The organism is Rhizobium sp. CFBP 8752, assembly GCF_014842035.1.
GTDB lineage: Bacteria > Pseudomonadota > Alphaproteobacteria > Rhizobiales > Rhizobiaceae > Neorhizobium > Neorhizobium soli.
The window spans coordinates 474,149-499,612 of sequence record NZ_JACYUZ010000001.1 but is presented as its reverse complement, the minus strand read 5'-3'; the positions used below and the strand labels follow the sequence as shown (position 1 = coordinate 499,612).

Genomic DNA, 25,464 nt, shown 5'->3' with positions numbered 1-25,464 from the left:
ATGGTCCGGAGCACGATTGCCCGTCAGGGCAGGTTATCCTTCAAGAATATGTCGATACGAATGCGCTCCTGTGCGGCGATCACGGGAAGCCCGTCCGCCTTCGCCTTCAGCACCCTTATGGCGCTGCGCACTTCATGGCCCGCATCCTGGTTCAGCACCGCATCGACGACACCGTCGGCAAGCGCTGCCCGCGTCGATCGCGTCAGCTCATGCGCGATGATCACAGGCCTTCGCGCTTCCGGCAGGCTGCGCACAGCCTTCAGAATGCCGCGATTGCCGGCGCCGAGACTGTAGAGCCCGATCACATCCGGATAGCGGCGAAACAGGGCCGTCACCAGCTCCTCGGCAATAGCAGGATCGTCGCGCGCTTCGATCACCGGAAGGATCGCAAGCCGCGGAAAATCCTCCGATAGCACGGACAGAAACCCTTCCAGCCGCTCGCGGTGATCGCGCACCAGCATCGATCCGGCAACCATCGCCACCCGCCCGTCGCGACCGCTGAGAAACCTTCCGAGGAGATTGGCAGCGGTGCGCCCGGCCGCGTGGTTGTCGATCCCGGCGAAATGGTGCCGCTGCGAGCCCGGCAGATCCGACACCAGCGTCACGACGGCGATGCCCGCCTCCCGCAGCCTTGCGACTGCGGCCTGCACGTCGCTACTTTCCACCGCCACGAACGCGACGCCGTCAGGCCTGTCGGCAAGCACGCCGTCCAGCATGGTCGACAAGGCCTGCCCGTCGAAAGGCGGCACGTCGACGACGCGGATACGGGTTCGCTCGGCACCGGAGCGACCAACCGCCTGCTCCACCTCTTCGCGCAAGCCGATCATGAACGAGTTGTCGTTCTCCGGCAGAACGAAAGTGAAAGCGTAAGTCCGCCCCTTGGCAAGGTTGGCAGCCGCCACGTCGCGCACGTAGCCGAGGACGGCGATCGCCTCCTCGACCTTCTCCTGGGTGATGCGCCGCACGCCAGGCCGACCGTTGAGCACACGGTCGACGGTCGCCAGGCTGACGCCGGCGCTACGCGCGATATCGTGTACGGTTGGCTTCATGCGGTCCTCCACCGATCTTCGTAACCAAGTTTTTGAGGTACGTAAATCAGATTTATTTCATCACGCTCCGCCTTACGAATCGCAAAGGGGCCGCCGCGGATTGCGACGACCCCTCTGCAGGCGGTGGTTCTTTGAAATCTTAAGCGCGAAGTCCGCGATCAGTGGCCGCTGCCACCCCCACCGCCCTGGGGTGCTGGCTTTTCGATGGCGGCAACGCCGAGGATCATCATCGCAAACAGCACGGTCAGGATCAGGAAAACGTCCGAGAACGACATCACCACGGCCTGCTTGGTCACCAGCTGCACCATCTGCCGGATCGCGCCGGTCGCGCCATCTAGACCGTAGGTGTTCAGATTGGACGCCATCGAGTCGAGCTGGTCGGAAGCTATCCGGTTGCCCCAGTCGAGATGCTCGCGCAGCCGCTCGTAATGCACGTCCTGGCGGTTGGACAGAAGCGTGCTGATGATCGCAAGCCCCACCGCGCCACCAAGGTTGCGGGTCAGGTTGAACAGGCCGGACGCCCCCCGGATGCGGGCCGGAGACAAAGTGCCAAGCGCGATATTATTGATCGGCACCATGCACATCATCAGGCCAAAACCGCGCAGGATCTGCGGGATCAGAAGCTCGTAGAAGTCCCAATCGGCGGTGATGCCGGTCATGATATACGTGCCGGAGGCAAAGCTGATGAAACCGATCACCATCATCGCTCTCAGGTCCATCTTGGTCGACAGCTTGCCTGCGATCGGCGCCGTGACGAACATGGCAAGACCCGAGACGAACATCGTCTCGCCGATCATCTGGCTGTCGTAACCGCGGATGCGGCTGAGATAGACCGGGTAGATATAGGTGAGCCCGTAGAGCCCGATACCCATCACGAAGGAGAAGATCGAGCCGAACGCGAAGTTCCGGTTCGTAAACGCCGTCAGGTCCACGACGGGAAATTCCGAGGTAAAGGCGCGATAGAAGAAGACCAGGCAGCCAAGCCCCGATGCGATGGCACCGATGACGATCATGTGGTCGTTGAACCAGTCGTTGGAATTGCCCTCTTCCAGCACATACTCGAGACCGCCGAGGAACACGCCCATCGCTACAAGACCCCACCAGTCGAACTTCTTGAACAGCGACAGTTCCGGCTTGTCGAAGTCGATGAACCGCCAGGTCAGGATCGTCACGAAGATGCCGGGAATGATGTTGACCAGAAACAGCCAGTGCCACGAAAACGCGTTCGAGAGATAACCGCCGACCGTTGGTCCGATCGTGGGCGCAAGCGTCGCGATGAGCCCGATGATCGGCGAGACGAACGCCCGCTTCGACGGCGGGAAAATGGTGAAGGCTGCGGCAAACACAGATGGAATCATGCCGCCGCCGATAAAACCCTGGATCGCGCGGTAGACGATCATCTGGTCGATATTGGATGCCGTCGCCGCAAGCGCGCTCGCAGCCGTAAAGCCGGCAGCCGAGAACGCAAACAGATAGCGCGTCGAGACGATACGCGCCAAGGTGCCAGAAAGCGGGATCATGATGACTTCGGCGATCAGATACGACGTCTGCACCCAGCCGATCTCGTCGGAACCTGCCGAAAGGCCCGCCTGGATTTCAGACAGCGAGGCAGACACGATCTGGATGTCGAGGATCGACATGAACATGCCGACGACCATCGCGAAAAACGCGATCAGCCGGCCGGTCGGCATCTTCTCGTCCACTTTTGGCGCAGCCGATGCCGGCGCAGCAGACGATATCGATCCTGCAGTTGTCGTTGCGCTCCCAGCCATGGGACCACCTCCGCCCCGATGGGGCTGTTAGGCCAAAGCCCAGTTACGTCTTGGGTGCGGTGCGGATGTCCACGTCGACGACAACGCTCAGACCCGCCCTGAGACGACCGCTGTCGAGCGCATCCTGCGGCAGGGCGATCCTGACCGGAACGCGCTGGATGATCTTGGTAAAGTTGCCCGTCGCGTTTTCCGGCGGCAGCAGCGAGAATACCGAGCCGGAAGCCGGCGCAAGCGATTCTACCGTCCCGATGATCGGCTCCTCGCTATAGGCATCTACATGCACTTCCACCTTGGAGCCGATCTCCAGATGCTGGATCTGCGTTTCCTTGAAATTGGCGTCGATATAGAGCTGGCGCGTCGGCACCAGCGCCATCAGCCGCTGTCCCGGCGAAACGAGATCGCCTTCCTGCACCGAGCGATTGCCGACAATCCCGTCATAGGGCGCCTTCAGAACGGTAAAGGACAAGTCGCGGGCCGCTTTGTCGCGCTGCAGTTCCAGCGTCCGGACCTGGCCTTCGGCTTCCTTGCGCTGCGCTTCAAGAATGGTGATGTTGGCTTCTGCCGACTTGATCGACGCATCGCCGCCGACAAGGTTGGCCTTGGCCTGATCGAGCGCAATCGTGGCGCTGTCGAGATCGGCGGTCGTGCCGACCGACTTGGCGGCAAGCTCGGTCTGGCGCTTGAGCGTGATCTCGGCACCGCGGACCGCTGCCTGCAGTGCAACCTTGGAGGCCTGCGCCTGGGCAAGGGTTGCCTGCGCACCTTCGACCTGTGCGTCGATGCGGGTCAGCGACAGCTTGCCGGTTTCGATGGCGGCATTGGCCTGATCAAGCGCGTTCTGGTAATCGCCATTGTCGAGCGTCGCCAGCACATCGCCGGCCTTGACCTGCTGGTTGGCGGCGACATTCACTTTCGAAACGAAAGCCGTGACCTTTGGGGAAATCGTGGCAATATCGCCTTCGAGATAGGCATCGTCCGTCGACACCATGAACCGGCCCGTCGTCCACCACTGATATCCATACCAGCCGCCACCGGCGAGCAGCGCCAGCACGATGATCGGCAGGATAAGGCCACGCTTGCCCTTCTTTGCCGGTGCGTCGGCCTTGGCTTCGGGCGATGGCGTTGCAACAGGTGCCGCAGGTTTCTCGGCAGCCGGCGACGCGTCGTCGCGCGCCGTGTCATCGGCATTCACATCTTCGTTTTTTACGGTGCGCAGCGCGCCGGCATTCTTGGAGGCCGTCATTGTCGTAACCATCTTTGAAAAGCGAAAACCGATCGAACCGATCAGTTCGGAGCGTTGACATAAAGCCTTCGATCACACATATCAAGACCACATCGAACCAATCGGTTCGAAAAAAAACCGGAATGCTGAATTATAATGCCGAAACCGTTAAAGAGATCCGCGCCGCGAGACACGTCCCCCCGCACTGCAGGGCGTTTTGCTGCGGGCGAGGATCCAGCCAAGCGCAGCCAGATCATGGAAGGCGCGACGCGGGTTTTCATGAAGCTTGGGTTCGAAGCCGCAAGCATGAACGACATCACGCGCGAGGCCGGCGTTTCGAAGGGAACGATCTACGTCTACTTCCAGAACAAGGAAGATCTGTTCGTCGCCATGGTGGAACAGGAGCGCGCCGCCTTCCTCGCCACTGTTCGGTCCGTTCTGTCGACCAACGGCAACGTGGAAAAGAGCCTCTACGATTTTGGCGTCTCGTTCCTCAGCCACATGACGGAAGAGAAAATCATCACCGCGATGCGGACCGTGCTTGGCGTCCGCGAGCGTATGCCGGACCTGTGTCGGCGCTTTTTCCGCGGACCCGAAAACCTGCGCACAGTGATGCGCGACTTTCTCGCCCTCCACGTCGAGGCCGGCAGGCTGAATATCGACGATATCGAACTTGCCGCAGGCCAGTATATCGACCTCGTTAGCGGCGGCTATTTCAAGGTTCGTCTGTTCGGGTCCATGGAAGACGCCCCGTCAGACGAGGAAATCCACCGGACCATCCAAGGTGCAGTCCGCGTTTTCATGGCGGCCTACGGTTGTCATAACAAACCCGTGATCGATAATGGGGCTGATTCCGCCTGATTCTGGTCGGTCCATATTCAACCTACTCTTGTTTTTAATGGGTCGATCCCCAAATGCGGCGGGAAATTGCGCCCTTTGATTGAAAACAGGAGAGATGGATGGACATTGCAGCGCTGGTAGCAGACCCGACGGCCTGGGTAGCGCTCGTTACACTTGTGGTCATGGAAGTGGTGCTTGGCATCGACAACCTGATCTTCATCTCCATCCTCACCAACAAGCTGCCACCTGAGCATCGGGAAAAGGCACGCAAGATCGGTATCGGCCTGGCGCTGGTCATGCGTCTTGGTCTGCTCGGCACCGTTGCCTGGATCGTTCAGCTTACCAATCCGGTCTTTGAAGCCTTCGGTCACCCCTTCTCCTGGAAGGACATGATCCTGATCGCCGGTGGTCTGTTCCTCGTTTACAAGGCGACCAAGGAAATCCACCATTCCGTGGATGTGGTCGACAACAAGGAAGACATGGTCGGCGCCGGCAAGGAAGTCGTGCAGATGAGCTTCAGCGCCGCCATCGTGCAGATCCTGATCCTCGACCTGGTTTTCTCGATCGACAGCATCATCACCGCAGTCGGCATGACGCCGCATCTGCCGATCATGATCGTGGCCGTCGTCGCCGCTGTCACCGTGATGCTTCTGGCAGCAACCCCGCTTGCCAACTTCATCGAGAGAAACCCGACCATCGTCATGCTGGCTCTCGCCTTCCTGCTGATGATCGGCGGCACCTTGATCGTCGAAGGCTTCGGCGTGCACGTTCCGAAGGGCTATATCTACGCCGCCATGGCCTTCTCGGCCGGCGTCGAGGCCCTCAACATGTTCGCGAAAGGCGCCCGCGCCAAGAAAAAGGCCTCCGGCACGCTGCATTGACGTTGCTACAAACATCGACACGCAAAGGGCGCCCGCGAGGCGCCCTTTTTTGTGTTCAGTCCAAACGCCTGGTCCCGGCGGATCACCGCTCGGACAGTTCCCGGTCCAGCGCTTCGAGCAGCCGGTTATCGTCTGCGGTCACGTCAGGCGCGAAGCGTGCCTTGATCCGGCCATCGCGTCCGATCAGAAACTTTTCGAAATTCCAGACGATCTCGCCATCTTTGATGTCCATGCCGCGGCCGCGCAGGCGCGCCTTCATCGGACCGTCGCCGGTGGTGGGCACCGGATCTGCGGTCAGCGCCTTGTAGAGCGGATGCTTGGCATCGCCCTTGACGGAAATCTTTGAGAAGATCGGAAACTTCACGTCGTAGGTCAGCTGGCAGAATTCGACGATCTCCGTATCCGAACCGGGCTCCTGCCCCATGAAGTCGTTGGCCGGGAAGGCTACGATGACAAAGCCTCTGTCCCGCTTTTGCTCGTAGAGTTTTTCCAACCCTTCATACTGCGTGGTCAGGCCGCATTTGGAGGCGACGTTGACCACCAGCATGACTTTTCCACGGTATTCGGCAAGCGTCGTGTTCCGGCCGTCGGCAAGCTTGACGGGGATGGCAAGGATATCGGTCATGACGGCTCCGGGGGCTTTGGCGCAGGGGAATTGGCGCAAACAACTGCAGTTGATATCGTCTACTTATTCGTCCACCACGGTTTGTCCAGCAGACACGCCCTGAGCGGCGATAGACGCCTTTTGCGAAACGTCATCAGACTTTGCAACATTTGTGGCACTGGGGCATTCTAGGGCACGATCTTATCACTACGCCGATCATCGCCTCTCGCTGCATCCCATTTCCAGCGCCCCCGGAGCCACATGACAACCCAGCAGATCCTTGCCTTTTCCGTCATCGCCGTGATGATGGCCGTCTTCATCTGGGATCGCTTCCGCTACGATGTGGTCGCCTGCTGTGCGCTCGTCGTGGCGGTGACGGTGGGGATCGTTCCGGTCGACCAGGCGTTTTCCGGGTTCTCGGATGATATCGTCATCATCGTCGGCAGCGCGCTGGTCGTTTCGGCAGGCGTTGCCCGCTCCGGCATCGTCGACATGGCGATCAAGAAATTCTTCCCCAACCTCAACACGCTGCACACCCAGCTGGCCTTGCTGATGATCGTCGTCGCCGTGCTGTCGGCCTTCATCAAGAATATCGGCGCGCTTGCGATCATGATGCCGGTGGCGTTCCAGTTCGCCCGCAAATCCGGCGCCTCGCCGTCGAAATACCTGATGCCGATGGCTTTCGCCGCTCTGCTCGGTGGCCTGATGACGCAGATCGGCACCTCGCCCAATATCGTCGTGTCGCGGATCCGCCAGGAACTGACCGGCGAATCCTTCACGATGTTCGACTTCACCCCGATGGGTGCGATCCTCGCCTTTGTCGGCATTACCTTCCTGTTGTTCTTCCACTGGCTGGTGCCCAGCCGCACAAAGCAGAACGATTCCCTCGAGGAAGCAGTCGAGATCACCAACTATACGTCCGAGGTGATGATTACCCCGCTGTCGACTGTTCTTGAAAAAACGGTCGCCGAGCTGTTGAAGATCGGTGACGGCGAGGTGATTGCCAATGCCGTCCTGCGCGGTCCATCGCGCATGGCGCCGTTCCCGGACCTCATCCTGCGTGAAAACGATGTCGTGCTGCTCGAAGGCCCGTCAAAGGCGCTCGACCGGATGGTCTCCGGCGGCAGGCTGCAGCTCTCCGGCAAGCCGCTGATGGAAAACGGACAGGCCCAGGCCGATGTCATCTCCATCGAGGCGATCATCACCCAGGATTCCCCGCTCAAGGGGCTTTCCGCCAAGGAACTGGCGCTCTCCTACACCCGTGGCGTCAATCTTCTGGCAATCAGCCGGCATGGCGAACGCCTCAAGCAGCGTCTTGGCACCATCACCCTGATGGCGGGCGACGTGATCGTGTTGCAGGGCAGCCGCAAGAACATGCCGACGGTGATGCAGGACTTCTCGCTTTTGCCGCTCGCTCAGCGCGAAGTGCTGCTCGGCACGCGGAGGCAGGCCTTCATTCCACTGATCATCCTGGCACTGGCGATGGGCACGACGGCCGTCGGGCTTGCCCCTGTGCCGGTCGCTTTCTTCGCGGCCGCTCTCGGTATGGTGGTTTTCCGCGCCATTCCGCTGACCGATTTCTACAAATCCGTTGATGGCCCGATCCTCGTCATGCTGGCGGCGCTCATCCCGGTTTCGGATTCTCTGCGAACCTCCGGTGGCAGTGAACTGATCGCCGGCTGGCTTGGCCAAGCCGCGGCGACCTTGCCTGCCTGGGGCGCGATCGGTCTGATCCTCATCACCGCCATGGCCGTCACCCCCTTCCTCAACAACGCAGCAACCGTGCTGGTCATGGGGCCGATCGCCGCAAGCTTTGCCACCAATCTCGGCTTTCGCCCCGAGCCCTTCCTGATGGCGGTGGCGATCGGCGCAGGCTGCGATTTCCTCACCCCGGTCGGCCACCAGTGCAACACTCTGGTGTTCGGCCCGGGCGGCTACAAGTTTTCCGATTACCCGCGACTTGGCCTGCCTTTGTCGTTCCTGATCATTGTCGTCAGCGTCCCGGCCCTCCTCTATATCTGGCCGGTGAACTAGTCCTTTCCGCGCTCGACCCACCCAGGCTTACCCCGCCCCTCAATGAGGGACGGGGTGGCGGCCGTTTTCGCCAAAAACCTTGACGCTCCCGCCTGAATATGGCCTAAGCCTGCGCCAATCCCTATTCAAAGGCACAGGCTTTGCGCAGCCATGCGCGCCGTGGAAAGAGCAGCATCCATGATCAATCCGACCCCTCGCGTCCGCATCGCTCCATCGCCCACCGGCGAGCCCCATGTCGGCACCGCTTACATCGCCCTCTTCAACTACCTTTTCGCGAAAAAGCACGGCGGCGAATTCATCCTGCGCATCGAGGATACAGATGCGACCCGCTCGACGCTCGAATACGAGCAGAAGGTGCTGGACGCGCTGAAATGGACCGGTCTCACCTGGGCCGAAGGTCCTGATATCGGCGGCCCCTACGGCCCCTACCGTCAGTCGGACCGCAAGGACATGTACTGGCCGCACGCGCAGGACCTGCTCGACAAAGGCCACGCCTTCCGCTGCTTTTGCACGCCGGAGCGTCTGGAGCAGATGCGCGAAGGCCAGCGTGCCGCCGGCAAGCCGCCGAAGTATGACGGTCTCTGCCTGAAATACTCGGCCGAGGAAGTCACCGAAAAGATGGCGGCCGGCGAACAGTCCGTCGTGCGCATGAAGATACCGACCGAAGGCTCGTGCGATTTCACCGACGGCGTCTATGGCGATGTCTCGATCCCGTGGGATTCGGTCGACATGCAGGTCCTGATCAAGGGCGACGGCATGCCGACCTATCACATGGCCAACGTCATCGACGACCATCTGATGAAGATCACCCATGTCGCGCGCGGCGAAGAGTGGCTGGCATCGGTGCCCAAGCACATTCTTCTCTATCGCTATTTCGGCTGGGAAGCGCCGGTCTTCATGCATCTCTCCCTCATGAGAAATGCCGACAAGTCGAAACTGTCCAAGCGCAAGAACCCGACCTCGATCAGCTATTACTCGGCGCTCGGCTACCTGCCGGAAGCCCTGATGAACTTCCTCGGCCTGTTCTTCGTGCAGATCGCAGAAGGCGAAGAGCTTCTGACCATGGATGAGATGATCAGCAGCTTCGATCCGGAAGCCCTGTCCAAGGCCGGCGCGATCTTCGACCTGCAGAAGCTGGACTGGGTGAACGGCCGCTGGCTGCGCGAAAAGCTGTCGCCGGAAGAGTTCGTGTCGCGCACGCTGGAATGGGCGATGGAAAACCAGCGCCTGATCGAGGGCCTCAAGCACTCGCAGAGCCGCGTTTCCAAGCTCGGCGACCTGCCGAACCTCGCCGGCTTCCTGCTCGCCGCCGACGTCAACCTGAGCCCGGCCTCGTTTGCCGGTCTCAAGACCTCGCCGGAAGACACGCTCGCGATCATCACCATGGTCCAGGCCGACATCGAGAAGATGATCGAGTGGAACGTCGAGGCGATCGATGCCGAACTGCGCTCCGTCGCCGACAAGCTCGAAAAGAAGCTGCGCGTCGTCACCCCGCCGCTGTTCATCGCCATGTCCGGCTCGCAGCGCTCGCTACCGCTGTTCGACAGCATGGCAATCCTCGGCCGCTCGGTCGTGCGCCAGCGCCTGAAGATCGCCGCCGCCGTGGTGTCATCCATGGTGGGTGCGCAGAAGTAATAACTGCGGAGGCGAGGTCTCACCTTCGCCTCCCTCATTCCTGTGCTTGTCACAGGAATCCAGCCACGGCGCGTCTGCGCCGTGAAAGAATGAAAAGAGTATTCCGCGCCCAAATACTTGGCCGCACTGGATTGCTGTGACAAGCACAGGAATGAGGGATACGGAAGCGAAGCTCGCCGCGGCAGCGCCGTTACAGGAATAAAACCATGACCAAGAACACCAAGACCGAAACCGCCCTCTCCTCCGACGCGACCGAAGTGCGCGCCCAGAAACTGGCAAAGCTGCGCGAAACCGTCGGCGACGTCTATCCGGCCCATTTCCACCGCACGATGACCAATGCGGAACTGGCGGAAAAGTACAAGGATCTCGAGGCGGACGTCGAAACCACCGATGTCGTCACGGTTGCCGGCCGCGTCTTTTCCTCGCGCAATTCAGGCATGTTCATGGATATCCATGACGCCGGCGGCAAGATCCAGATCTTCTCCCACAAGGACGTGACGCCCGAGGAAGCCCGGGCGATGCTGTCGATGATCGATCTTGGCGACATCATCGGCGTCACCGGCATCGTGCGCCGCACCAAGCGCGGCGAGTTGTCCATCAGCGCCCGCGAAATCACCATGCTGACCAAGTCGCTTCTGCCGATGCCGGAAAAGTGGAACGGCATTGCCGATGTCGAGATCCGCTATCGCAAGCGCCACCTCGACATCCTCAGCAACGAGGAAAGCAAGCTCCGCTTCCAGCAGCGCTCGAAGATCGTCTCCGGCATCCGCCGGTTCATGGAAGACGACGGCTTCATGGAAGTCGAAACGCCGATGCTGCATTCCGTCTATGGCGGCGCCACGGCCGAACCCTTCAAGACCCACCACAACACGCTGAAGCTCGACATGTACCTGCGCATCGCGCCGGAACTGTTCTTGAAGCGCACGCTGGTGTCGGGCCTGACCGACAAGGTGTTCGAGATCAACCGCAACTTCCGCAACGAAGGCGTCTCCACCCGGCACAATCCTGAATTCACCATGATGGAATGCTACTGGGCCTATGCCGACTACGAGGACATCATGGACCTCGTCGAACGCCTGTTCGCCGACCTTGCCATGAAGATCCACGGCTCGACCGAGTTCGCCTATGGCGACAAGCAACTGTCGTTCAAGGGCCCGTTCAAGCGCGTGCCGATGCCAGACGCCGTCAAGGAAGTCACCGGCATCGACTTCCTCGCCATGAAGACCGACGAGGAAGCCCGCACTGCAGCCAAGGCCGCCGGCTTCGAAGTCGAGAAGGACTGGACCTGGGGCGAATGCCTCGCCTTCATCTTCGAGGAAAAGGTCGAGGCCACGCTGATCCAGCCGAGCCACGTCACCCATTTCCCGAAGGACATCTCGCCCTTTGCCAAGGAAGTCCCGGGCGAACCGCGCCTCGTTGAACGTTTCGAGACCTATTGCAACGCCTGGGAACTGGGCAATGCCTTCTCGGAACTGAACGACCCTGAAGAGCAGCGCAAGCGCATGGTCGAGCAGCTCGAACAGGCCCATGCCCGCGGTGAAAAGGACAAGCAGCTCGACGACGAATTCCTCGACGCCATCGACCAGGGCATGCCCCCCGCCGGCGGCCTCGGCATTGGTGTCGACCGCCTGATCATGCTGCTCACCAACGCCCCATCGATCCGCGACGTCATCCTCTTCCCGGCCCGCCGCGCCAAGGCGGATTGATCAGCCAGACCTGCTCCTCTCCCCTGAAACAGGGAGAGGGTCAGACTGCCGACAAACGCTGAAGAAGCTTGCTTGACGAGAGCGACGCCCCACCCTCCCTCATCCTCGCCCTTGTGGCGGGGATCCAGCGACACGACGTCCGTCGGGTCAAAGACTCTCTCAGCTCAAGGACTTGAGCTGACGGGATCCCCGCCAAAAGGGCGGGGATGAGGGGAGGTTGCGAACCGCATCGGTTCCAAAGTGACATCAAGAGTTGTTTGATAAAACCTTTGTCAGCAGCCTGACTCCACTCCCTAAAACGGGCAGAGGATTAGTGGATCTTCTCGCAAGTTCCGACCATACGCAGCAACAGCCACCATGCTGTTCCCGGCCCGCCGCGCCAACGGGGCTCGATGGCACGGGCCTCTCTGGACGATGGAGCAACCGGCAGGTTGCTTTTTTTAGGGCTTGCTGGCCGAACCAGCCTGTTGCGCCCGCAGCTTCTCAAGCCACGCGGCACCGGCCGCATCCGCGGCATTCGACCCGCCTGCTGCCGCGCCCGGCTGATCCGACGCGACCGTAGCGGCTGGTTCAGCGGCCTTGTCGTCATGTGCGGCGTCGCTTGCTGAAGGCCCGCCGGAACGGATCTCGTCGCTGCCATCCTGCTTCGACCAGCGCTTGCCGCCCTCGGCAGAGGCGCGGGGCTCTGGCGCGGGCTCGGTCTTTGGCGAAGCCGGCTCAGCCGAGGCTTCGTCATGTGTGGCATCCGGCGCCGCGTCCGGAGCCTTGTCACTGGAACCGAAGAGCATCTCCTTCATGGAAGAGACAAAACTCTTCTCTTCGGTCGGTGCAGGTGTTTCTGCCGGCGCAGAGATAGGCTCACCCTTTGCGGCATGCTCTTTCGAACCCTCGGCTGTGTCATCCCCCGCTGCGGCTGGAGCTGGTGCATGACCATCCTGCTTCGAGTCGATTGGATGCTCGCCGCCTTGCGGTGCAGCGTGCCCCTCGCCGTCCGGCGCATGCGCGGCGGCGGCAGGCGCTGCTTCCTCTTTCGAACCGAAGAGCATGCCAGTAACCGAACTCAGGAGACCGCCGCTTTCCTTGGCGGCAGGTTCTCCGCCCTCGCCATGGCCCGAGGCCGCTGCCTCGCCATGGCCTTCCGTAGGCGCGCTGCCGTGCTCGGCTGCCGGGGCCTCTCCTTCAGCTGCAGGTGCGTCATGCCCACCGGAGGCTTCGCCATGTCCGGCAGGTTCATGCCCCTTGGCAGGCTTCTTGTCATGCCCCGTGGCCGCGCCGTGTCCTCCCGCAGCTGCAGCCTCGGCCGCGGCGATCGCCACCGGGTCGATACAGTCGGTTTTGTCGGTGAGACTTGCTTCGAGATGCTCGATATCGGCGAGCGGCATGTCGATGCGCTGGCCGTAATACTCGCCCTTGGACGTCGCAGCGCCCTCGACATAAAATGCGGAATAGGGTTCCCGCGCCGCGCCGTCAGGTGCCTTGGAAACATCTGGAATGTAGACGACCTGCGCGCCAATCATGCGGCCGCGCATTTCGGCACGGTCCTTCGGACCTGCCTTGGAGACCATCGCCACCTGGACGATGTCGGCCTTTTCCTTTTCCTGGATGGATTTTGCCACGCGCAACGCGGTGCGGATGCGGGCCATGCCGTCACCGGCGCCATCCGCCGAGGCAACCTCGTCGGCATTCACATAGCGGCGCACCCAGGTGCGTCCGTCGCGCTTGGTCGTGAACGTCTGCAACACAGAACAGGTCAGGCCGTTGAGATCGGCGTAGGACGGGCCGAAAAACTTTTCCTTGCCCACGAACACGGCCGCCGCGCCGCTGCCGGCGCAGAGCACGGAAACACCGCCGACGACCGCGAGCAGCTTCTTCGATAGCCGGATCGTCACGCGCCGAACTCCGGCATCTTCACCCCATCACGCACAACAAGACATGGAATACTCAAGCCGCAGTCTGCGCTACTCTGATTGAAGAAGCTTTAAGCCTGGGCTTTTCCTTCGCCCAACGCCTGTCCCGGAATGAGGCTCCCGAAGCGCATCCACGCTCCGGCCGGCACATCGCCCATCATGCCTGACCTTCAGACGACAAAGGCCCGCATGACGCGGGCCTCTCCACCAGTCGTCGCTCGCTGTTGCGTCAAGCGGCCCTGCGGCCGCCGCCGGCACGCGGTGAACCCGTTTCGCGCATTTCGCCGCGCCTGTTGAGCTTGAAATGTCCGACCAGTTCCGACAACAGAGCCGCGCCGCTTGCAAGCTGGCGGCTGATGCCGGTCGTGTGCTCCACCATCGCCGCGTTCTGCTGCGTCATCCGGTCGAGCTGCGAAACCGTCTGGTTGATGTCGGACAGGCCACCCGACTGTTCCTGCGCCGCAGTGGCCAGCGACTGGACATTCTGGTCGATCGAGGCGACAAACCGTTCGATCTCGTGCAGCGCGGCGCCCGTCGCGTCGACAAGGCGCACGCCCTCCGTGACCTGCCGGCCAGAATTCTCGATCAGTCCCTTGATCTCCTTGGCCGCTTTGGCGGAACGCTGCGCCAGTTCACGCACCTCCTGTGCCACAACCGCAAAGCCCTTGCCCGCCTCGCCCGCACGGGCCGCCTCGACGCCGGCATTGAGCGCCAGAAGATTGGTCTGGAACGCGATCTCGTCGATCACGCTGATGATCTTGGTAATCTCGGACGATGCGCCTTCGATCCGCTTCATCGCCGTGATGGTTTCCTGCACCACGCAGGAGGACGTGGTCGCAGATTGCAGCGCCCCCTCGACCAGCTTGCGGGTTTCCTCCGCATTGGTGTTGGAGGACCTTACCGTCTCCGTCACCTGCTCCAGCGCCGCTGTCGTTTCTCGAAGCGACGCTGCCTGCTCCTTGGTGCGGGCGGACAGCTGGTCGGCCGCCACCTGCATGTCCTGGCTGCTGTCGTTGAGGCTGGAAGTCTGCTGGAGGACCCCCATCAGCGTCTGCTGGAACGCCCCGATCGAGGCGTTGAAGTCCCGGCGCAGCGGCTCGAATTCCACGATGAAGGGCGTATCCAGCGTCTGCTGGATATTGCAATCGGCGAGACGTGCAAGTCCGGTGCCGAGATCGTTGACCACCCTTACCCGTTCGCTCACATCCGTTGCGAACTTGACGACCTTGAACACCCGTCCGCTGTCGTCGATGATCGGGTTGTAGGATGCCTGGATATAGATCTTCTCGCCGGTCTTGGTGATGCGGGTGAACTGATCGGCCGAAAAGGTGCCGCGTCCGAGCTTCTTCCAGAACTCCTGATAGTCCGGCGAGCGCGCATAGTCGGGTTCGCAGAAGATAGAATGGTGCTTGCCGACGATCTCATCGAGACGGTAGCCGACGGCGGCACAGAAATTGTCGTTGGCGTTGAGAATCTTGCCTGTCGGCGAAAATTCGATGATCGCCTGCGCCCGCGACAGTGCCTCAAGCTTGCCCCGGTCCTCGAGCGCCCGCTTGCGCGCTTCCGTGATGTCGGTCGCAAACTTCACGACCTTGTAAGGCTTGCCGCCTTTCAGAATCGGATTGTAGGTGGCTTCGATCCAGATCTCGCGGCCGCCTTTGCCCACGCGTTTGTATTTGCCCTGATCGAACGCGCCTGTGGAAAGCCGTGCCCAGAACGCCGAGTAATCTGAGGAAGCTGCATCGGCCGGATCGACGAACATGCTGTGATGCCTGCCGACGATCTCGTCCAGGCGGTAGCCGAGCGCATTGCAGAAGTTTTCGTTGGCATCGAGTATGATGCCCTTCAGATCGAATTCGATGATCGCCTGCGACCGGTTGAGGGCCTTGATCACGGCGGCGTTGGACAAGATACGGCCAAAAGGAATCCCAGCCATCGATGCGCTCCAGCTTCAAAGTGATTTGTAGGCTGAAAGATCTAGGAGTTCCGGCTAAACGTTCGGTTAACCCTGTGCCTCGGCCGTGCACATTAGGAAAACGAAAAAGACCCGCACGAGGCGGGCCTTGTCATTGGAAAACGTTGAGGAAATCAGGCCGCGGCGCGGACCAGTTCCTTCTTCACGAGCTCGCGAAGCGCGCCGAGATCCTTGTTGAACGCCCGGATACCGTCCGAAAGCTTTTCGGTCGCCATCTGGTCTTCGTTGAGCATCCAGCGGAAGGTCTTTTCGTCCATCTTGATCGGCGCGGCCGGCTCGAACTTTTCAGGCGAAAGCTTGCGCTCCAGCGTGCCTTCCGCCTTGTCGAGCTCGTCGAGCAGGTTCGGCGAAATCGTCAGGCGGTCGCAACCGGCAAGAGCTTCGATCTCGCCGACATTGCGGAACGAGGCGCCCATGACGATCGTCGAGATGCCGTTCGCCTTGTAGTAATTGTAGATCGAACGCACCGAGACGACGCCGGGATCGGTCTCGGACGTGTAGTCTTCACCGGTCGACTTCTTGTACCAATCGAGAATGCGCCCGACGAAAGGCGAGATCAGGAACGCCTTGGCGTCCGCGCAGGCAACGGCCTGGGCGTGGCTGAACAGAAGCGTCAGGTTGCAGTCGATCCCTTCGGCCTGCAGAACTTCGGCGGCCTTGATGCCTTCCCAGGTCGATGCCAGCTTGATCAGGATGCGTTCGCGCTCGATGCCGCGATCCTTGTAGGCTGCGATGATCTTGTGCGCCTTGGTGATCGAACCTTCGGTGTCGAAAGAAAGGTCGGCGTCGACTTCGGTCGAAACACGGCCGGGGACAATCCCCGCAAGCGCCGCGCCCACGTCGATCGCCAGCTTGTCAGCCACGGCAACCGTGATCGCGTCGTCGCTGCCGCCCTGTTTGCGGCCCCAGGCAACCGTTTCCTGGAACGTGTCGGCAAATGCCGGCGAACCGATCGCCTTTAGAACGATCGACGGGTTGGTGGTGCAATCGACCGGCTTGAGGCGGGTCACCGCCTCGATGTCGCCCGTGTCGGCGACGACCGTTGTCATGGAACGAAGCTGCTCTAGTTTCGACGTCATCCGAATAAATCCTTGTTAAGCGAATACAAACGCTCGGGGCGTCGTATGGTTTCTGGATCGCTGTTGACCGGATAACAACCCTTCAGGGTAAAGAAGTCAAGACATTTGTCCTTCACAATTGACATATGTTTCACGTCAGCCCTATGGTCCTGAATGAAAAAGGACATCAGAATTTGGCCAAGCTGAGACGCGATACCCACACCGCATATTCGGAAGCGTCCTCCCTGCGGCTTCGCGCTGCCTGGCTCTACTACAACCAGGGCCTGACGCAGAAGGAGGTAGCCGAGCGGCTCGGCATCAGTCGCTCGACCGTCATCCGCCTTCTCGACGAGGCAATGAAACGCTCCGAAGTGCAGATCTGGATCTCGGAAGGCATCGACACCTGCGTCGAGCTGGCGACCAAGCTGGAACGCGCCTACGGACTGGATGAGGCGGTCGTGGTGCCCGCCCCGCGCGACAACAGCGCCGATGCACTGGCCGGCGCCGTCGGTCTGGCGCTCGGCCAGTTCCTGTCGGAAGCAATCCAGAACGACATGACGATCGGCGTCGGCTGGGGCCGCACGATGACGGCAGCGCTTTCGAGCTTCCGCCCGCCCCGTCGCGAACGCTGCAAGGTCGTCTCGCTGCTCGGCGGCATTGTCGCTGTCCACCAGACCAACCCGATCGACTTCACCTGGCGCTTTGCCGGCCAGCTGGGCGCCGAATGCTTCATGTTCCTCGCCCCGCTTCTGGTCGACAGCGTCGCCACCAAACGGGCTCTGATCGACAAATGCGGCCTCGATGCCGTCTATGACCTCGCCGAGAACCTCGATCTCGCCGTCGTCAGCTGCGGTGATATCGGCCCGCATTCGACCTCGCTGTCGGAAGGCTTCATTTCAGCCACCGAACTCGAGCGGCTGATCGCCGCCGGCTGCGTCTGCGATACGATGTTCAATTTTCTCGACGAGGAAGGCCGGTCGGTCGATCAGAAGCTCAACGAGCGGGTGATGTCTGTCGACCTCGATACGCTCGCCAAGGCAAAACACATCGTCCTCTCCTCCGGCGGCACACACCGCGCCATCGCCATCCGCGCCACCATCCGCCGCATCGGCTGCAACACCCTGATCACCGACGAAACCGCCGCAGTGGAACTGCTGCGGCTGGCGGAAGCGGATTAGGACGGGCCTGCCTCATCGCCGAATGCGGGCGGGAGATGCCTGTCGGGATCGACAGCGTCATGAAGCACGCGACCGATCCCGATAAGCGACGGCTTAAGATACCGATAGAGAATGAAGGGGCGAAGCTGCACGACCAGTCCGCTTGCGTGCTTAGCCCTCGTCCGGCTATGCCTGAGATGGAAGCGGCGTATGCCTGCCCCAAGCTCCGCCCTATCGATTGAACCCGGTCGGGTCTTGCGACAAATCGCGAAAGGCAGTCACGAGAAGCTGTTCGTCACGGCGCCTTGCGCCGCGTCCGAAGTTCTCATCCGTATAGGCAATGGTCTTGGTGATGTCGGCTTGGGCAGTCGCGGAAAAGCGGACTGTCGCCATACCCACTACCGTTGGCTCGGCGTGTCGCCAAGACCGGCAATGAATTGCTCCAGCCCGGTCACCGGCACACCGGCAAAACGGCCGGTTTCTAGGTCGTCGAAACCGGTCGCTGCAGCGCTCTGCAATAGCGCGAGTTTTGCCCCATCCAGCGCTTCACGCTGCTCGATAAGCCGCAGTGCATCGCCCACGATTTCGCCGGCGTTCTGATAGCGTCCCGTTTCCAGAAGCCGCTCGATCACCTGCTGGTGGTGCTCTGTCAGAACGACGTTGCATGGTGGCATGATGGCTCCTTGGAACTGGCCGAGATCCTAGCGCATTGGGCACGACCCGCCAACTGCCGGCAGAGTTTCCCAGCCTCGGCCGCAACGACGTCAGAGATCGATATCCGTTGTCAGCAATGCAATCCTGTCGCGCCAGGAATGGTGCTCGAGCCGCTCCCATGTCCTGTCCATGGCATAAGCCGACGAGATGACCGGAATGCCGATATGGCCGAAGTAGAGGGAAAGCTGGCGCTCGGCGATCTCTTCGGACATGCCGGCAATCGCGCTGCTGTAAAGTCCGGCGGCAAGGCCGGTGCGGTCGGAACCCGAGCGGCAATGGATCAGGATCGGCTTCGGTGCGTCCCGCATCATCGTGACAAGCCGGTCCGCCTCCGCTTCGCTCAACTGCCTGGAAGCCGACATCCGGAAATCGAGATGCGTCAGGCCAAGCCTTTTTGCGGCGGAGACCTCCTCGGCATACCATCCGGCCTTGTCGTCCTCACCGCGCAGGTTGACGATGGTGCGGATGCCGTAGGTCTTTGCATAGGTCTCGATATCGGCGGCACTCGGCTGGGCAGACCGGTAGAGCTCGCCGTCGATCACCGTATGGAAATTGCCGCTGAGCTGCAGATACCCGAGATAGGCCCCCAACCCCAGAGCGGCAGCGAAAATCGCCGAGGCTCCCATGCGAAACCAGCTTCTGACGCGTGACTGTTCCATGCTGCCGTCCGTTGAAGTGCAGGATGGCAATCATTTCGGCCTGTTTGCTGACACGCACCTGAAGGACGGCAGGTTGTCGGGCGGACTGTGCGGCTCAGGCGTTGCCTGTCTCCCAGCCCAGGATCGCCCGCTTGCGGGTCAGACCCCAGTGATACCCGGTCAAAGCCCCGTTCTTCGCCACAGCCCGGTGGCAGGGCACGACGAAGGAGATCGGGTTGGCGCCGATTGCGGCACCCACTGCCCGGCTTGCCGTCGGCTGGCCGATATCGGAGGCGACGGCGGAATAGGTGACCGCCTTGCCGAACGGGATCTTCAACAGGCTTTGCCACACCTTGAGCTGAAAATCAGTGCCGATCAGAACGACATTGAGCGGCCGGTCGGCCGTCCATTGGCCCCGGTCGAAGATGCGGCCGATATAAGGCGCCGTCGCTTCACTGTCCTCGACATAGGCCGCATTCGGCCAGCGCCGCACCATGTCCTCGAAGGCCGGCTTTTCGCCGCCGAGATCGGAAAACGCCAGGCCAGAAAGCCCACGCTCCGTCGCCATGACAAGCGCCATGCCGAATGGCGACGGGTGGAACCCGTAGCGGATCGTCAGCCCTGCCCCGCGGCCCTTCCATTCCCCCGGCGACATCGCCTCATGCGTCACGAACAGATCATGCAGCCGCCCTGGTCCTGACAGACCGAGTTCATAGGAGGTTTCGAGAAGCGGCAGACCTTCCTGGCCGAGCAGCCGCTTGGCATGATCGAGCGTCACCGCCTGCAGGAACGCCTTGGGCGATAGGCCCGCCCAACGGGTGAACACCTTTTGCAGCTGCGTCGGCGACTGGCCAAGTTCGGCCGCGATCGTTTCGAGCGAAGGCTGCGCGCGATAATCGAGCGTCAGCATCTCGATGACACGCCGCACGGTTTCATAGTCGGAGCCGTCAGGCGTCACGTCGATGCCGGGTGCGGACATCTCGGGCCTGGAAAGCGAAGCAAGAGCGTTCATGGCAATCTCCCTGTGCCCTATAGATGCACGCTCGATCCCATCAGAGCCACCCGTTTCTTGACAGGATCACAACCGTCTCGTGACGGTCGCAAGCGCTCCGCGAAATGCCCTCGCAAAGCTCTCACGATCGTCCGGGTTCAGAAACGAACCGATTTCGGTCTGCCGTCCCTCACCCGAGACCTGCATCGCCGTAATCCCGAATTCCTCGTGCCTGCTGACATTGAATCGCGCCCAGAACGGGTTGTAGCGATGCTCCACCATCCGCCCCGTTGGAGAAAATTTCCGGATCGACAGATTGGTCCTCGACACCGTGACTTCCTCGCGCTGCCGGCCGGAACGGTAGCTGAGTTTCAGCGCGCCATAGAGAAGCAGGAAATCAAAACCGAGAAACAGCCCGATCGGCCAAGCGCCGGTCGCCAGGAAGAAAAGGCCGTAGAACAGGCAGACGGCACCCGATATCGACAGCACGACGAAAAACCCGCGTCGGCCGAGCGACCGATAGGGCGTCAGTTCGGCCGCAAAGACCGGTTTCTCATTGATCGGCTGCGCGTTGATTTCCGTCATGGGGCGAGACTATACAGTGTCATGGCCCTTGCGAAAATCAAATCCGCGAAAACCCCGGCGACAAAAAGCAGCACCACCAAAGGCCGGAAGCCCAAGCGCTTCAAGCCGGCCTATACGCCTGACGAAATGGTGGAGATCTTCCGCCGCTTCTCGGTGCAGCGGCCGGAGCCGAAGGGCGAGCTCGAGCACGTGAACCCGTTTACGCTCGTGGTCGCCGTGGCGCTGTCGGCGCAGGCAACCGATGTCGGCGTCAACAGGGCGACCCGCGAGCTGTTCAAGATCGCCGACACGCCGGAAAAGATGCTGGCGCTCGGCGAGGACGGCGTCATCGCCCATATCAGGACGATCGGGCTCTACCGCAACAAGGCCAAGAACGTCATCGCGCTCTGTCGCATGCTGATCGACGAGTTCGGATCCGAGGTGCCAAGCACACGCGAGGACCTGGTGCGCCTGCCGGGCGTCGGCCGCAAGACGGCCAATGTGGTGATGTCCATGGCCTTCGGCATCCCGACGCTTGCCGTCGATACCCACGTGTTTCGCATCGGCAACCGCTGCCTGATGGCGCCCGGTAAAACGCCGGATGAGGTCGAAGAGCAGTTCCTGAAGGTCATCCCCGACCAGTACCTGTTCCACGCCCATCACTGGCTGATCCTGCACGGCCGCTATACCTGCAAGGCCCGCAAGCCCGAATGCGAGCACTGCGTTATCGCCGACCTCTGTCGGTCGCCCGAAAAGACCTGTCCTATCCCAGCGCCGCTTATCGAGCTACCGCCTCAGGTGATCGGCGCCTGAAGCCGGAAGGACGGATCGCGCTTCGATACCTTCTTGTGCAGATGCACCATCAGCCCGGCTGCAAACAGCGGCGTCAGCAGGTTGACGAAGGGGATCGCCAGGAAGCCGGCGATCAGCAGGCCCGCCACGAACACGGTGGAGGAATGCTTCGAGCGGAAAGCCCGCGCCTCTGCCGGCGGCCGGAACCGCATCGCGGCGAACTCGAAGAACTCCCGCCCCAGCAGATACCCGTTCACCAGGAAGAACGCGATCAGGTTGACGCCGGGGATGAACAGCAAAAGCAGCGCGATAATATTGCCGATGATGACGATGCCGAGAAACTGGATCGACCCCATGATCGCCTGGCCGAGCGGCATTTCCTTGCCCGGCACGTCATCGGGATAGTCGCGCTTTTCGATCACCGCCGCCACGTCGTCGAGAAACAGGCCGGCAATCAGCGCAGTGATCGGCGCGATCAGCAAAGCCAGCACCAGCGCGAGCCCGATCCCGGCCGCAATTGCCGCAAACAGCGTCAGCCATCCCGTCCAATCCGGCACATCCGGAAAAAAGGCGGCAAACCAGGGCCAGAGGTAAAGCGCGAAAAGCTCGCGCAAGCCGAACCACAACCCGATCAGGATCAGGAATGTCAGCCCCAGCGTCTTCCAGAAGGCCGATCTCGTCTCGGGCGCAAACAGGTTGATCAGCGATAGGCGTGCGGCGTCGAGGATCATCGGCGTCTCCAGGTTAAGCCCGCAGCATGTAGGTCAACCATCGCCCGGGAACAAGCGCCGGTGGATATAGGAATCCGGCTGCGAGGAACGTATACTCACGGCATACACCCGCACCGACGTGGTAGTGACGGAGATCCGCATGACAAGCCTGCTGCTCCTTGGCGCGACCGGATTGGTCGGCGGCCACGTCCTCGAACTGGCGCTCAAGGACGACCGGGTCACCCGCGTCGTCGCGCCCACCCGCCGGCCGCTGCCTCCGACCGCCTTGCCGGCCCATCCGAAGCTCGAAAATCCCATCACCGATCTTAGCAGCGGTCTTCCCGACGCGGACTGGTGGACCGTCGACGCGGTCATTTCGGCGCTCGGCACCACGCGGGCAAAGGCGGGATCGGACGAGGCCTTCCGTCTGGTGGATTACGCCACGCCGCTCGGTGCGGCCCGGCGCGCGCATGAACGAGGTGCGACCCGTTTCTCGCTCGTCTCGTCCACCGGCGCCAATTCGAAGTCCAGCCTGCTTTACCTGCGCACCAAGGGCGAGCTTGAAGATGCCATCCGCGCCACCGGCTTTTCCATGCTCACCATCGTCAGGCCCGGCTTTTTGGGTGGCGACCGCAGCGAATTCCGGCTCGGCGAACGGCTTGCCAGCATCGCGCTGAAGATCGCCCATCCCCTCCTGCCGCGACGGCTGCGCATCAGCCCGGCCCATGTGGTGGCAAAAGTTCTGCTGGATGCAGCGATCGGCGGTGAAAAGGGCGAGCGCATCGTCGAGGCGGATCAGCTTTCGGGCTGAGTTGCAGCTTAGTCCAGCGACCGCAGCTCTTCACGGTGACGGATCATCGCCAGAAAGCGCCGATAGTCGCGCTCGTAACGGCCCCGCCCCGCACTGGGCAGCCGCTCGCTGCCGCCGCTGTTCATCGCATGTCCGGCATCAAGCAACGAGCCATGCAGACCGCCCGCGACCGCGGCAGCCATGGCCGTTCCGAGCAGAACCGCATCGCGGTTGTGCGGGATGACCACCTTGCAGCCCGTGACATCCGCATAGAGTTCCACCAGCAGCGGGTTGTTCACATGCCCGCCGGTCACGTGCAGCGTCTCGAACCGGTACCCAAAGTCAGCCATCGCATCGAGAATATGACGGATGCCGAGCGCGATCGACACGCAGGTCCGCCAATAGCGGCGGCAAAGCCCGTCGAAGGACGTATCGAGCGTCAATCCGCTGATGACGCCGGTCGCATGCGGGTCCGCAAGCGGCGACCGGTTGCCGTGAAAGTCGGGCAGAATGTGCAGATCCGGCGCAATCTCGTCATCGCCTGCTGCCGCCCGCATCTCGCCGACACGGGCAATGATCCGCTCATGCAGCTCGGTGGTCGGCTCGCCGCCGGCTGCGTGCATCATGACGATATGATCGAGCAGAGCGCCCGCCGCCGACTGTCCGCCTTCGACCAGCCAATGGTCGGGCAGTACCGCCTCGTAATATGGGCCCCAAAGGCTGCGACCGGGTTTCGGCTCCCTGGTGAAGGCGACGATGCAGCTCGATGTACCTCCGATAAGCGCAACGCTCGTTTCCAGCGACGAGCCTGGCAGGCTTTTCGCCCCAACACCGCCAAGCACGCCATAGGCACCCGCGTAAGCGTCGATCATTCCCGGCGCGACCTGAACGCTGGTATCGAGGCCAAGTTCGGCCGCCGCCTTTTCGCTGAGCGGTCCGATCGAGCCGCCGACACCGATCGTATCGTCCGGCAGACCGCCCTTCTCAATAAGGTCGTCGAGCCCGGCAAGCGCCAGATAATCCGCGCTCCAGCCCGGCGTCTCATGCGCCAGGTAATTCCATTTGGCCGTCAGCGTGCAGCGCGAACGCGACGCGGAACCTGTGGCTTTCCAGGTCAGGAAATCGGCAAGATCGAAGAAATAACCGGCCCGGCTCCAGCTGTCTGGAAGGTTCTGCTTCAGCCACATCAGCTTGGGCATTTCCATTTCCGGCGAGATCGATCCGCCAGCGAAATCGAGCACCGCATGGCCGCTTCTTGACAGCGTCTCCGCCTGACTGATCGCCCGGTGGTCGTGCCAGACAATCGTATCCTGATGCGCGTTCCCGCTGACCGAAACGCTCAGCGGTTCCCCATCGCGGTCCCGCGCCACAAGCGAGCAGGTCGCGTCAAAGCCGATGGCCGCCACCTGGGATGCAGAAATCCCAGCCTCGGCCAACGCCGCTTTCACGGAGATGCAGGTTGCGGACCAGATGTCTTCGGAGGAATGTTCGGCGTGCTTATCCCGCGGGCGGAACATCAGGATCGGATGTTTGGATTTCGCAATCAGCGTTCCGTCGGGGCCGAACACGCCGGCACGGGCGCTTGCCGTGCCGATATCGACCGCAACGAGAAAATCACGCATCCCGATTTGTTTCCTGTCCCTGTAAGTCGCGCAGACTGTCCCCGTCGCGTCCCGCCAGCCTGAAAGCCGAGCTTCAGGTGTTCGCGGAAACCGAACCGTTGCGATCCTCGATATATTTTTGGACAAGGTGGAGCAAATCCGGCATCGCGTCAAACACGACGTCGGGCGATAGCGCCTCGATCCGGTCACGGTATCCGGAAGTGTGGGTGTGCGATCCGCCGGTAAAGGCGAATGACGCCATGCCCGCCCGCTGGGCCGCCTCGATGCCCGCGGGGCTGTCTTCAATGACGATGCAATCTTCCGGCGCGAACCCCATTTCGCTTGCTGCCAGCAGGAAGAGGTCCGGCGCGGGCTTGCCGTTCTTCACCATTGTGGCGCTAAAGATATGGGGATCGAGCTTGTCGATCAGGCCGGTGATCGTCAGCGACAGCCGGATGCGGTCGGGATTGCTGGAGGATGCGACGCAGGCTTGAAGCCCGAGCGCCTCGAGCGTTTCGGCGATGCCGGGGATCGGCTTCAGCTCGGCCTTGAACAGGCTGTAGAGATCGGTGCGCATACCCTCGAGAAATTCCGGCCCGGTGTGGAAACCGTATTCCTCGTCCATGACCTGGCGCATGGTCGCCAGGCTGCGGCCGAGGAAGCGCTCATAGGCTTCCTCCTCGGCCATTTCGATACCGTGGCGGTTGAGCGCAGCCACCAGAACCCGCACCGACAACGGCTCGCTGTCGACAAGGACGCCGTCGCAATCGAAGATCACGAGATGGCGTGGTTTGATTGCGCTAATTCCCGTCACGGTGTTCACC

Annotated in this window: 23 protein-coding genes; 8 read left to right on the top strand and 15 right to left on the bottom strand. The window is 61.6% G+C overall.

The features are described 5' to 3' along the window. Positions 1-23 precede the first annotated feature (23 nt). From IFT59_RS02295 to IFT59_RS02285, 3 genes are all read right to left on the bottom strand, one after another. The gene (locus IFT59_RS02295; protein WP_192085989.1) at positions 24-1,049 is read right to left on the bottom strand and encodes a LacI family DNA-binding transcriptional regulator; all 1,026 of its coding nucleotides are present in this window, start codon (positions 1,047-1,049) and stop codon (positions 24-26) included. Positions 1,050-1,207: 158 nt separating this feature from the next. After that, a complete protein-coding gene (locus IFT59_RS02290) occupies positions 1,208-2,821 on the bottom strand; it encodes a DHA2 family efflux MFS transporter permease subunit (RefSeq protein ID WP_192085988.1) in 1,614 nt (537 codons plus the stop codon). 43 nt (positions 2,822-2,864) lie between these two features. Next, complete coding sequence (locus IFT59_RS02285) at positions 2,865-4,064, bottom strand: HlyD family secretion protein (protein WP_192085987.1); 1,200 nt, start codon at positions 4,062-4,064, stop codon at positions 2,865-2,867. 135 nt (positions 4,065-4,199) lie between these two features. Between IFT59_RS02285 and IFT59_RS02280 the strand changes: the two genes are divergently transcribed. Together IFT59_RS02280 and IFT59_RS02275 are read left to right on the top strand one after the other, a co-directional pair. Continuing rightward, a complete protein-coding gene (locus IFT59_RS02280; protein WP_062461212.1) occupies positions 4,200-4,904 on the top strand; it encodes a TetR/AcrR family transcriptional regulator in 705 nt (234 codons plus the stop codon). Between the two features lie 98 nt (positions 4,905-5,002). Beyond that, positions 5,003-5,764, top strand: coding sequence for a TerC family protein (locus IFT59_RS02275; RefSeq protein WP_062461215.1), 762 nt, complete (start codon positions 5,003-5,005; stop codon positions 5,762-5,764). Positions 5,765-5,846: 82 nt separating this feature from the next. Here the strand turns inward: IFT59_RS02275 and IFT59_RS02270 are convergent, their stop codons facing one another. Next, positions 5,847-6,389, bottom strand: coding sequence for a glutathione peroxidase (locus IFT59_RS02270; protein ID WP_192085986.1), 543 nt, complete (start codon positions 6,387-6,389; stop codon positions 5,847-5,849). Between the two features lie 240 nt (positions 6,390-6,629). On the opposite strand from IFT59_RS02270, the gene IFT59_RS02265 reads away from it, so the two are divergent. The 3 genes from IFT59_RS02265 to lysS all read left to right on the top strand — a co-directional run bounded on the left by IFT59_RS02265 (position 6,630) and on the right by lysS (position 11,743). Continuing rightward, positions 6,630-8,402 (top strand): SLC13 family permease, encoded by a 1,773-nt coding sequence (locus IFT59_RS02265; protein WP_062461221.1) that lies wholly within the window; start codon positions 6,630-6,632, stop codon positions 8,400-8,402. Positions 8,403-8,579: 177 nt separating this feature from the next. Next, positions 8,580-10,037 (top strand): glutamate--tRNA ligase, encoded by a 1,458-nt coding sequence (gene gltX / locus IFT59_RS02260; protein ID WP_192085985.1) that lies wholly within the window; start codon positions 8,580-8,582, stop codon positions 10,035-10,037. Between the two features lie 206 nt (positions 10,038-10,243). After that, positions 10,244-11,743 (top strand): lysine--tRNA ligase, encoded by a 1,500-nt coding sequence (lysS, locus tag IFT59_RS02255; RefSeq protein ID WP_192085984.1) that lies wholly within the window; start codon positions 10,244-10,246, stop codon positions 11,741-11,743. 440 nt (positions 11,744-12,183) lie between these two features. Here lysS and IFT59_RS02250 read toward each other — a convergent pair whose 3' ends face one another. The 3 genes from IFT59_RS02250 to tal all read right to left on the bottom strand — a co-directional run bounded on the left by IFT59_RS02250 (position 12,184) and on the right by tal (position 16,704). Next, positions 12,184-13,632: a hypothetical protein gene (locus IFT59_RS02250; protein WP_192085983.1), complete on the bottom strand. Its 1,449-nt coding sequence runs from the start codon at positions 13,630-13,632 to the stop codon at positions 12,184-12,186. A 247-nt stretch (positions 13,633-13,879) separates the two neighbouring features. After that, complete coding sequence (locus IFT59_RS02245; RefSeq protein WP_192085982.1) at positions 13,880-15,586, bottom strand: methyl-accepting chemotaxis protein; 1,707 nt, start codon at positions 15,584-15,586, stop codon at positions 13,880-13,882. Positions 15,587-15,738: 152 nt separating this feature from the next. Next, the gene (tal, locus tag IFT59_RS02240; RefSeq protein WP_113111915.1) at positions 15,739-16,704 is read right to left on the bottom strand and encodes a transaldolase; all 966 of its coding nucleotides are present in this window, start codon (positions 16,702-16,704) and stop codon (positions 15,739-15,741) included. 173 nt (positions 16,705-16,877) lie between these two features. Here tal and IFT59_RS02235 point away from each other — a divergent pair, with 173 nt between their 5' ends. Next, the gene (locus tag IFT59_RS02235; protein WP_192077686.1) at positions 16,878-17,861 is read left to right on the top strand and encodes a sugar-binding transcriptional regulator; all 984 of its coding nucleotides are present in this window, start codon (positions 16,878-16,880) and stop codon (positions 17,859-17,861) included. A 210-nt stretch (positions 17,862-18,071) separates the two neighbouring features. Here IFT59_RS02235 and IFT59_RS23045 read toward each other — a convergent pair whose 3' ends face one another. The 5 genes from IFT59_RS23045 to IFT59_RS02210 all read right to left on the bottom strand — a co-directional run bounded on the left by IFT59_RS23045 (position 18,072) and on the right by IFT59_RS02210 (position 20,768). Further along, a complete protein-coding gene (locus tag IFT59_RS23045) occupies positions 18,072-18,233 on the bottom strand; it encodes a type II toxin-antitoxin system RelE/ParE family toxin (protein ID WP_249407461.1) in 162 nt (53 codons plus the stop codon). A 5-nt stretch (positions 18,234-18,238) separates the two neighbouring features. Further along, the gene (locus IFT59_RS02225; protein WP_192085981.1) at positions 18,239-18,514 is read right to left on the bottom strand and encodes a ribbon-helix-helix domain-containing protein; all 276 of its coding nucleotides are present in this window, start codon (positions 18,512-18,514) and stop codon (positions 18,239-18,241) included. 90 nt (positions 18,515-18,604) lie between these two features. Continuing rightward, a complete protein-coding gene (locus IFT59_RS02220) occupies positions 18,605-19,213 on the bottom strand; it encodes a dual specificity protein phosphatase family protein (protein ID WP_249407459.1) in 609 nt (202 codons plus the stop codon). Positions 19,214-19,307: 94 nt separating this feature from the next. Then, positions 19,308-20,204 (bottom strand): methylated-DNA--[protein]-cysteine S-methyltransferase, encoded by an 897-nt coding sequence (locus tag IFT59_RS02215; protein ID WP_192085980.1) that lies wholly within the window; start codon positions 20,202-20,204, stop codon positions 19,308-19,310. Positions 20,205-20,270: 66 nt separating this feature from the next. Continuing rightward, entirely contained in the window at positions 20,271-20,768 is a 498-nt protein-coding gene (locus IFT59_RS02210; protein WP_192085979.1) for a DUF2244 domain-containing protein, read from the bottom strand. A gap of 21 nt (positions 20,769-20,789) precedes the next feature. Here IFT59_RS02210 and nth point away from each other — a divergent pair, with 21 nt between their 5' ends. Then, positions 20,790-21,560 carry an endonuclease III gene (gene nth / locus IFT59_RS02205; RefSeq protein ID WP_192085978.1) on the top strand — a complete coding sequence of 257 codons (771 nt, stop codon included), beginning with the start codon at positions 20,790-20,792 and terminating at the stop codon, positions 21,558-21,560. On the opposite strand, the gene IFT59_RS02200 is transcribed toward nth, so the two are convergent. Then, positions 21,542-22,270: a sulfate transporter family protein gene (locus IFT59_RS02200; RefSeq protein ID WP_192085976.1), complete on the bottom strand. Its 729-nt coding sequence runs from the start codon at positions 22,268-22,270 to the stop codon at positions 21,542-21,544. The genes nth and IFT59_RS02200 overlap by 19 nt on opposite strands. A 139-nt stretch (positions 22,271-22,409) precedes the next feature. On the opposite strand from IFT59_RS02200, the gene IFT59_RS02195 reads away from it, so the two are divergent. After that, positions 22,410-23,060, top strand: coding sequence for an NAD(P)H-binding protein (locus IFT59_RS02195; RefSeq protein WP_192085974.1), 651 nt, complete (start codon positions 22,410-22,412; stop codon positions 23,058-23,060). 8 nt (positions 23,061-23,068) lie between these two features. Here the strand turns inward: IFT59_RS02195 and IFT59_RS02190 are convergent, their stop codons facing one another. Both IFT59_RS02190 and IFT59_RS02185 read right to left on the bottom strand, forming a co-directional pair. Next, positions 23,069-24,661: an FGGY-family carbohydrate kinase gene (locus IFT59_RS02190; RefSeq protein WP_192085972.1), complete on the bottom strand. Its 1,593-nt coding sequence runs from the start codon at positions 24,659-24,661 to the stop codon at positions 23,069-23,071. A gap of 73 nt (positions 24,662-24,734) precedes the next feature. Then, the gene (locus tag IFT59_RS02185) at positions 24,735-25,445 is read right to left on the bottom strand and encodes an HAD-IA family hydrolase (protein WP_174196854.1); all 711 of its coding nucleotides are present in this window, start codon (positions 25,443-25,445) and stop codon (positions 24,735-24,737) included. Positions 25,446-25,464 lie beyond the last annotated feature (19 nt).